This is a genomic window from Oleiphilus sp. HI0079 (assembly GCF_001635105.1).
This window is the reverse complement of sequence record NZ_LWFT01000571.1, coordinates 1-7,050: the sequence shown is the minus strand read 5'-3', so window position 1 is coordinate 7,050 and position 7,050 is coordinate 1. Positions and strand designations below refer to the sequence as shown.

General features: G+C 43.7%; 11 protein-coding genes, 1 tRNA gene and 1 pseudogene. 11 read left to right on the top strand and 2 right to left on the bottom strand.

Annotated features, from left to right (window positions below):
* Positions 1-297: 297 nt before the first annotated feature.
* From A3750_RS09450 to A3750_RS09425, 8 genes are all read left to right on the top strand, one after another.
* The gene (locus tag A3750_RS09450) at positions 298-1,005 is read left to right on the top strand and encodes a DUF6279 family lipoprotein (protein ID WP_156492202.1); all 708 of its coding nucleotides are present in this window, start codon (positions 298-300) and stop codon (positions 1,003-1,005) included.
* Between the two features lie 188 nt (positions 1,006-1,193).
* A tRNA-Met gene (locus tag A3750_RS09445) sits at positions 1,194-1,270 on the top strand.
* 366 nt (positions 1,271-1,636) lie between these two features.
* Positions 1,637-1,810, top strand: a complete 174-nt coding sequence (locus A3750_RS25330; protein WP_156498505.1) for a hypothetical protein — start codon at positions 1,637-1,639, stop codon at positions 1,808-1,810.
* 188 nt (positions 1,811-1,998) lie between these two features.
* Entirely contained in the window at positions 1,999-2,316 is a 318-nt protein-coding gene (locus A3750_RS09440; RefSeq protein ID WP_068548208.1) for a hypothetical protein, read from the top strand.
* A 10-nt stretch (positions 2,317-2,326) separates the two neighbouring features.
* Entirely contained in the window at positions 2,327-2,587 is a 261-nt protein-coding gene (locus tag A3750_RS09435) for a hypothetical protein (protein ID WP_068548207.1), read from the top strand.
* 9 nt (positions 2,588-2,596) lie between these two features.
* Positions 2,597-2,725, top strand: a complete 129-nt coding sequence (locus tag A3750_RS27120) for a hypothetical protein (protein ID WP_255374875.1) — start codon at positions 2,597-2,599, stop codon at positions 2,723-2,725.
* Complete coding sequence (locus tag A3750_RS09430) at positions 2,712-2,906, top strand: DUF2283 domain-containing protein (RefSeq protein WP_068548206.1); 195 nt, start codon at positions 2,712-2,714, stop codon at positions 2,904-2,906. The genes A3750_RS27120 and A3750_RS09430 overlap by 14 nt, the downstream gene beginning before the upstream one ends.
* A 261-nt stretch (positions 2,907-3,167) precedes the next feature.
* Complete coding sequence (locus tag A3750_RS09425; protein ID WP_068548205.1) at positions 3,168-3,467, top strand: hypothetical protein; 300 nt, start codon at positions 3,168-3,170, stop codon at positions 3,465-3,467.
* Positions 3,468-3,937: 470 nt separating this feature from the next.
* Here A3750_RS09425 and A3750_RS09420 read toward each other — a convergent pair whose 3' ends face one another.
* Positions 3,938-4,141 (bottom strand): carbon storage regulator, encoded by a 204-nt coding sequence (locus A3750_RS09420; protein ID WP_068548204.1) that lies wholly within the window; start codon positions 4,139-4,141, stop codon positions 3,938-3,940.
* Positions 4,142-4,217: 76 nt separating this feature from the next.
* Here A3750_RS09420 and A3750_RS09415 point away from each other — a divergent pair, with 76 nt between their 5' ends.
* Both A3750_RS09415 and A3750_RS09410 read left to right on the top strand, forming a co-directional pair.
* Entirely contained in the window at positions 4,218-4,652 is a 435-nt protein-coding gene (locus A3750_RS09415; protein WP_068548203.1) for a thermonuclease family protein, read from the top strand.
* Positions 4,653-4,864: 212 nt separating this feature from the next.
* Positions 4,865-5,956, top strand: coding sequence for a hypothetical protein (locus A3750_RS09410; protein WP_068548202.1), 1,092 nt, complete (start codon positions 4,865-4,867; stop codon positions 5,954-5,956).
* 307 nt (positions 5,957-6,263) lie between these two features.
* Here the strand turns inward: A3750_RS09410 and A3750_RS09405 are convergent, their stop codons facing one another.
* Positions 6,264-6,701 (bottom strand): hypothetical protein, encoded by a 438-nt coding sequence (locus tag A3750_RS09405; RefSeq protein ID WP_068548201.1) that lies wholly within the window; start codon positions 6,699-6,701, stop codon positions 6,264-6,266.
* A gap of 155 nt (positions 6,702-6,856) precedes the next feature.
* On the opposite strand from A3750_RS09405, the pseudogene A3750_RS24885 reads away from it, so the two are divergent.
* Positions 6,857-7,050, top strand: a pseudogene (locus A3750_RS24885) (transposase); the annotation flags it as partial.

Below are 7,050 nucleotides of genomic sequence, written 5' to 3'. Positions count from 1 at the left end.
ACGCGGTATGACCCAGAACAATTGGGCGATCATTCCGGATTTGATTTCAGTGCTGCGCCGCAATTAAAGCAGTGCGCTGCGGAGCCTTTTAACTTAGAGGTGAGCGGTGGCTCGATCGAAGAGCCAAATCGCCTCGATAAACGTAACAATCCGAAAGCATAGTCTGGAAGACGATACATGGTTTCTCTGCGCGCAATCATCAGATTTTCGCTCATTCTGTTGCTGAGTTTCTCCGTCAGCAGTTGCTCTACCTTTAGCTTTTTCTTTGAACGATTGCCTTGGTTGAGTTCTTGGCAAATGTCCAGAATGTTTGATTTGACCGATGAGCAAGAGGTTCAGGTTGAGCACGTTGCCGAGCAGATGAAAATTTGGTTTGAAGAAGAAGGGTTCCCGCATTTGCTTGTTGATCTCCAAGCAGCGAAGCAAGAGTGGAGCGAGAGTGCTTCTTCAGAGCAGATTAGCGATCTGTTCGATACCTTGGAGTTTCACAATGCGAAGTTTCTCAATGAGCTCGCACCGCGACTTGCCCCTGTTGCTGTTGAACTTGGAGAAGATAACTTGTCTGCTTTTGGTGCGTATATCGATGATAAATCAGAAGATTGGTTCGAATCGCTTGAGAGCGAAGAGGATAAGGAGGACTCTCGTATCGAACGTCTGGAAAACTGGTTTGGCGATCTAAATGACGTGCAGGTTGCCATGGTGCGTCGGAATGTTCAGTTGCTGAAGAATGAGCGAGACGTAAGGGTTGAGAATACACGGCATTGGGTTGGCGAGTTTAACTCGAGTATTCTTAAGCAGCAGGTGTCGGTTATCGAACCCTGGATTCGAGATCCATCAATTTGGTGGACTGAAGAGTACGCATCTTCTCGTCAAACGAATCGGCAGCAGCTAGAAAGTGCCCTTATTGAGCTTGTTCCAAGTTTAACTGAGCGCCAAAAAGAGAGGGCTGCTGACGAGCTTCAAGATTGGATCGATGAGCTAAGGGAGGTTTTAGAGGGTGGGTGACACTGGCTCTCCTGATTGTTATTTGACCATTCAGAAAAGAAATTATAAAAAAACAGAAAATACCCTTGACCACGAGCGGTCGTAACTATACTATTCGCGCCGTGTTGAGGGAGGGCGAAACGGTCGCCACTTAATATCTCTCAGCTCCTTGAGTCTAGTACCAGCTAGAAACAAGCAAAAAGTTTTGATGCGGGGTGGAGCAGCCTGGTAGCTCGTCGGGCTCATAACCCGAAGGTCGTCGGTTCAAATCCGGCCCCCGCTACCAAATAAGTTGAGGGAAATCAGTAGCTTACTGATTTCCCTCTCTTGCTTTTATAGCATCAAAAACTCGCTGTGACAAATTGTGACAGTTTCTGTGACAACTCTTGTATCTGTTCCATACTCAATGATTTGATGTCCTGACCTTCAGGCATCTGTTGAGGTAAACGCAGCGTTTACCTTCATGATGCTGAGGTTGGATCCTCATTTTCGAATCGTTTTCTGTCGATCATCATTCTGCGACTTGTAGGGTTCAGATTTATTGGACCAACTTGAACGCCGCAAACAGGCATAAAAACTTTTTTCTGAAAATATCTAAAGAAACTTTTGTAGCTGTCGAAAACCTCTAGCTCGGCACAAAACAGGAATTTGTATGCATAGACGAAAAGCGGCGCATTTGAAAACTCGGCAGGCGTTGTCTGAGCAGGACAAGCTTGAAGGTTCGCTGAAAAAGCAATTTGAGCAAGGTAAGGGGTATGTAATTAACACAGATGGAACCATCTCAACAGCACAGGACTCCGTCGCATGGTTTAGAAATGATAAGTAGGAGGAAACGACGGCAATCGATTTGTATTCGAATCACGAAATTTTAGATCGGCTTTATCTGGCGGCGGAATTCGTTAGTGCGCATCTTCAGGGGCGCGAAGGGTTCTCGCGGTTTCAAGAATGAAAATTCTACTTAGATGAGTCGAGGGTTCGACTTGACCCAATAGATTAACAATAGAGGAGAGAAATATGGACGCACGAGACTTGGTGAACATCGCCAAGGCGTTCGGAGAAACAGAAGACAAGAAGGAGCGCATCACGCTCAGCGCCGTCACGTTGAACATCTACGCCAAGAAAGGCATCTGCTACCGCGTAGAAATCAGCAACAACGGCGACCTGTTCCGCCCAGTATTCATCAACATCGAAGGATACAGAGGCGGCGAAAAGGTCTGCGAGTTGATCGACTTCACGTGCGACAACGAGCGCGACGGATTCGACTTGTTGAACGGCCTCGCAAAAGGCAAGGCGGAAATCAAAGACAAAGACACCCTGGTATGGAGGGCGTAAGGAGTAATTAATGGACCGATTAGAGGCAGAGGTAGCAGCTTGGGGCGTTTACGGTAAGCTGAGAAACACTGCCACACTCACTAGTGAGGAGTTCAAAATGATGGCTGCGGAGCTGAAGGAAATTGCTGCTGTATTGACTAATCTTGTGGATAAGGAAGACACCATCCTTTGTGCGGATGAACTACTTGGCATGGTTGATCAGTATGGTCAGGATTATGTTTTTACAGAGAACCAGTATGAGATTCTGTCTCGGTTTTTATACTGGCTATAGGAGGATGAAATGAAACAGAAGAATCTGGTGGCAAAGCATGCCAGGCACTTCAACAAAGAAGCGGTTCATGTGGATCGCAAGAAAGCAGTGAAGCGTGGAGCGCGCAAACATAAAGGAGATCAGTATGATCAAGTATGACCCAGTCGCAGATATGTCATATCTGCAATGTCAGGGAAAAGGCACAAAAACTTTCAGTCACACCGTTGTCGCCGACTTCAACGGCCAACAAGTAAACATTGATGTCGCCACTGATGGCTCTGTAATCGGTGTTGAGTTTTTTGGCGAGATTCAAGAGGTGCCTTATTCAAATGGCGTATAAATACGCTCTTTGAATAAGGCGCTTTAATTTTCGGCTGACCTTGTAACAACTTCTGTTCAAAGCTCATGGGTGTATCGATTTTCGCGTGTTCTGAACTGTATACGAGATTTTCTACACACCCGCGTAGGGGAGTATTAAATATTAATACTCCTTTTTTGGTACGGTTGTTTTATAAGTCTGCACTTATCAGCCTGAAAGTGAGGTCCTCTCCTAGTTTAGAAACGCACTTTTGATAAACTAAAAATGACTGAGAGGATTAATATGACAGACCAAGACGACAAGCAAAAAACTATCAATAGCTACACATCAAAGAATATCGTGATCCTTTCCGACGCCGTCGCTGCCTCCAAGTTTGGTTACGAGAAAGCGCGTGAAATGAAAGAGATTTATCCATACATGCCTTACGATACGGTGAAGATCCTAGTCGATGCCAGTCAACTGGTTGGTATTGAACCGGAGCTTGCTATGGAGCGTTATGCAAACGGTGACAAAAGCATCGCTCTACCACAAGAGTTTGACGTGGTTTACCGAGATCTCCTGACAGAGCAATACAGGCGCTGATATTGAGCGATCTTCTTGGGGAACTACATTTTTTAGGTGTGAGAACTTGGCCTTGAGGTTCTTCAAAGCTATTTCGTCCAAAGCTAGCTTTGGAGTGCTCATAGAAAATTGCGGAAGGAAACGAGCATTGAAAAGCGGGTGAATTTAGGACAAATTTCCGCAGGAAAGCGAGCGTCAACGTTGAGAGTCACCGAATTGATATTCAAGCAGATCATTAATAACTTTAACTAGGCTTCTGGGAAAGATGCCGAATACGTTTCCAAGACTTACTACCTTGGATCTGAAGAACCGTTCTATTGGGCGGTTTTTTTTGATCGTAAACCTTGTAAACACTTGCCTCGCTTTTCTTTTTGTTGGACCGGACAAGCTTACTTAACTGAAAATCAAATGAAAGCCGGCGGCCCAAACACCAAACGCAAACAAAAACAACATCAAGACACGCCAGTTATATGATCTAGGCTTATCCATACTTATTCCTCCACCAAGATATGATTAGGCTTATCAAGCAACTCAGTGCGCACGATCTCGGTATCAAGCGGCGCATCAATGCTGACTTTGCATTTGTTGTTGCCGAAACTGTGGAAGTGGATCGTAATTTCCTCACCGTAGGCTGTGGTGAGTTTTAGGCTTTCTTCAGACGAACGAGAAAGAGTGAGTAATCCATACTCTGACATAATGCTAAATCCTTTAGCTGATTGAATTGTGAAGTGTTAGATTATCAGCATTCCGATTCTTACAAAAGAGCCTTTAATGCCTAGCAAGATCATCCTCTTCATATTCATTAGCTTGTTACAGTCATTCGCATTTGCTGACGGTCCGTTAAAGGTGCTCGGGGTGGTTTCTGTCTACGATGGTGATACCTTGAGAGTGAACCTTGATTGTGATGCATCGCTATTTTGCGACAACATGCCAATACGATTACGTGGCATCGACGCGCCAGAAATTCGCGGTAAGTGTGAGGCTGAAAAAGAAAAGGCCATTCAAGCCAGGAACGTGCTCCGGGCATTGATTGAACAGTCCACCAAAGAAGGCCGTGAGGTGGTTCTACATGAGCCTGAGCGCGGCAAATACTTTCGACTCGTGGCCGATGTTTATATCGATGGATTGAGCGTAGGCCAAGCGCTGATCAATCAGGGATTGGCGCGATCTTATAATGGTGGTAAGCGTGAAGGCTGGTGTGGTTGACTTTGAAGTATGCGCCGCTACTAGACATTAGCCGACCTTTAAAGCTGCGGTTTACTATGCAGTAATCCCTTGAAGTCACCAAGAAAAGAAGATATTAGTATTATTTTTCGTTACATCGCTCGAAGAATTTTTAACGAGGTGCATGTTGCAACCAATCATAAATGCACGTTACGCTCATATGAGGAAGTTAAAAACGATTCTAAGGAACTATTTTGCAATACACAAAGCATCTAATTCTAGCGCTATTACTCGTCACTCTTTTCGGATGTGCAACGCCGATCAAGCCGCCCGTTACAGGTGCTAAACTAGTCAATACTGAACTTATTTCCTCACAAGAGCAGGAGAAATTGCTCTACTATTCGCTTGAGAAGGAGTACAAATCTAGGCCTTTCGTTGTTCAGAATCCTTTTGTTAGAAACTCCTCGCATTACCGAAGGTTCTGGACCTCTGCAAAATGGACTAACGATCGCTTAATTTACCAAGGTTCTTTGTCTAAATATCAGCATAAGTTTGTTGTTAGAGATGGTGCAATTGCTAGAATTGACTTAAGCCGCAAGGATGACGGTAGAAGTCGGGATGCAGAAGAAGCTTATTGTACTTTTTGTGATGATTACGGCTTCAATAATTATGTAACATATTTTCTAGATCGTGCGACACACCGCTTTCAAGCCGATATAGATAGTTATATCTCCTTCAAAAAAAGATATGACAAAGCACCTATTGAGGTCGTTAACGCTAACCGCGCAATTCCTGAATCTCTTATTTCCAAGCTAACGAGAAAAATAGAAAAAAAGAAAAATAGAACACCCGCTGTTGATGTATTTACTGGAAGAAAATCCTTTAACAGTTTTCAAGAAAGATCTTTAGGAAAATATCAATTCCAGTACAAACAAAGCTCGGACCCTAGTAGTCCGATATACCGCGTTACAGATGTTTCTTTCAATTTTGTCCCAGAAAAATTCATTCTAGAGGATGAGAACGTTGCTGCTTCGATTAAAAATGGACTTGTGCTCAATATTAGAAATACGTCCACTAGTTTTGTAGACGTTACTGAAATGGCAGGTTATTACGACGGCAGGGTGTATAGAGACTTATTGAGTTATCACAAGAAGGAAGGAAGAATTACAATTCCTCCAATGAGTGAAGTTGAGTTGATGTTAGTCCATCTTCGTGACAAGCAGATTCCCGTTGAGAGCAAAAATCAAAGTGTAGAGTATGGCTATTCGATTGCTTATAAATCAGCCGATTTAGACGGAGTGAAGAGCATCTACAAGACCGATAAGTACCGCGTCAGTGACTTGTAGTTCCCCAAAAGCCTGTAGCCACTAAATGACGCTTAAAGGCAAATAATAAAGCCTAGTCATACATGTCAATTATTCACTGGAGGTCAATGCAGTCGAAATTAGATTCTTGGCAAATTTAAGGTCTGCAATTGTCTATTTGTACGCATTGCTTAAAGCGAATTGAGAGAAATGTAAGATCAGATTTGGACTTCTATAGATATATGTTGTGCGCTGGTTCCAAAGTTCTGCTGTTTAGGTCTCGCGCCTAACTTCAGAAGCCCAGTTGTCGCGAAGCGCTGCTGGGTAGGTCTCAAGCGCACATCCCGAGTCACCTCACAAGTTCAAGACGCCCTGTTGTTCTGTATTTAATAATGATGGCTTTAAGTCTGCTCTTGGCTTCATCATCGCTCATGCTAAATACCATACCAGTTAAATCTTTTATTTCAGATTTAGTAAGATGTACTTTGTGTGCTCGAAGAAAAGCTTTAACTCGTTCTTCATTTATTCTGAGGAGATCATCTGGAACTTTAAACATACGCTTGCCCGGTAAGTCGACCCACGCTCCGTTAAGACTCCAGTCATCGCCAAACGTTTTTCCGTCTTTAATTTGGTCGAGGATTGAAGACTTCTGTAAGTTCCATTTTTTCTTTTGTTCATCGCTTAAGTACCCAGCAACCTGATTGAACCTTTCAGTATTGTCTTTAATCTTTTGTATTCCCTCTTCGACTCTCTCTTGCATGCGGTCGAACTCATCCCAACGAGACATTGTTTCTCCACTTTGATATTGAGGTCTTTCCTAGAGTATCTTTCTCCCTCACCACCTGTAAATGGGTCATTTGTCTTTGACCCAATAAGCCACTTGTTTAGACACGCGTTTGTTCTAATTCTTCTCGTTAGTAATTCAACGGAACGAGAACATCGCCTGGGAAACCGACGCAGAATGCTTTTGTTGAAAGCTTCAATGGGAAGTTTAGAGACGCTTGCTTGAACCAACATTGGTTCCGAACGTTACAAGAAGCACGATATGAAATTGATCTGTGGCAGCAGCACTACAATCATGAACGGCCACATAGCTCGCTTAATTATTTAACACCGGTAGCCTTCGCGAAGAAGGT

Coding starts and splice junctions, on each gene's coding strand:
- A3750_RS09405 (WP_068548201.1), bottom strand. CDS start 6,701: ATGTCTCGTTGGGATGAGTTCGACCGCATGCAAGAGAGAGTCGAAGAG.
- A3750_RS09430 (WP_068548206.1), top strand. CDS start 2,712: ATGATCAAGTATGACCCAGTCGCAGATATGTCATATCTGCAATGTCAG.
- A3750_RS09450 (WP_156492202.1), top strand. CDS start 298: ATGTCCAGAATGTTTGATTTGACCGATGAGCAAGAGGTTCAGGTTGAG.
- A3750_RS09420 (WP_068548204.1), bottom strand. CDS start 4,141: ATGTCAGAGTATGGATTACTCACTCTTTCTCGTTCGTCTGAAGAAAGC.
- A3750_RS09435 (WP_068548207.1), top strand. CDS start 2,327: ATGGACCGATTAGAGGCAGAGGTAGCAGCTTGGGGCGTTTACGGTAAG.
- A3750_RS09415 (WP_068548203.1), top strand. CDS start 4,218: ATGCCTAGCAAGATCATCCTCTTCATATTCATTAGCTTGTTACAGTCA.
- A3750_RS27120 (WP_255374875.1), top strand. CDS start 2,597: ATGAAACAGAAGAATCTGGTGGCAAAGCATGCCAGGCACTTCAACAAA.
- A3750_RS09425 (WP_068548205.1), top strand. CDS start 3,168: ATGACAGACCAAGACGACAAGCAAAAAACTATCAATAGCTACACATCA.
- A3750_RS25330 (WP_156498505.1), top strand. CDS start 1,637: ATGCATAGACGAAAAGCGGCGCATTTGAAAACTCGGCAGGCGTTGTCT.
- A3750_RS09440 (WP_068548208.1), top strand. CDS start 1,999: ATGGACGCACGAGACTTGGTGAACATCGCCAAGGCGTTCGGAGAAACA.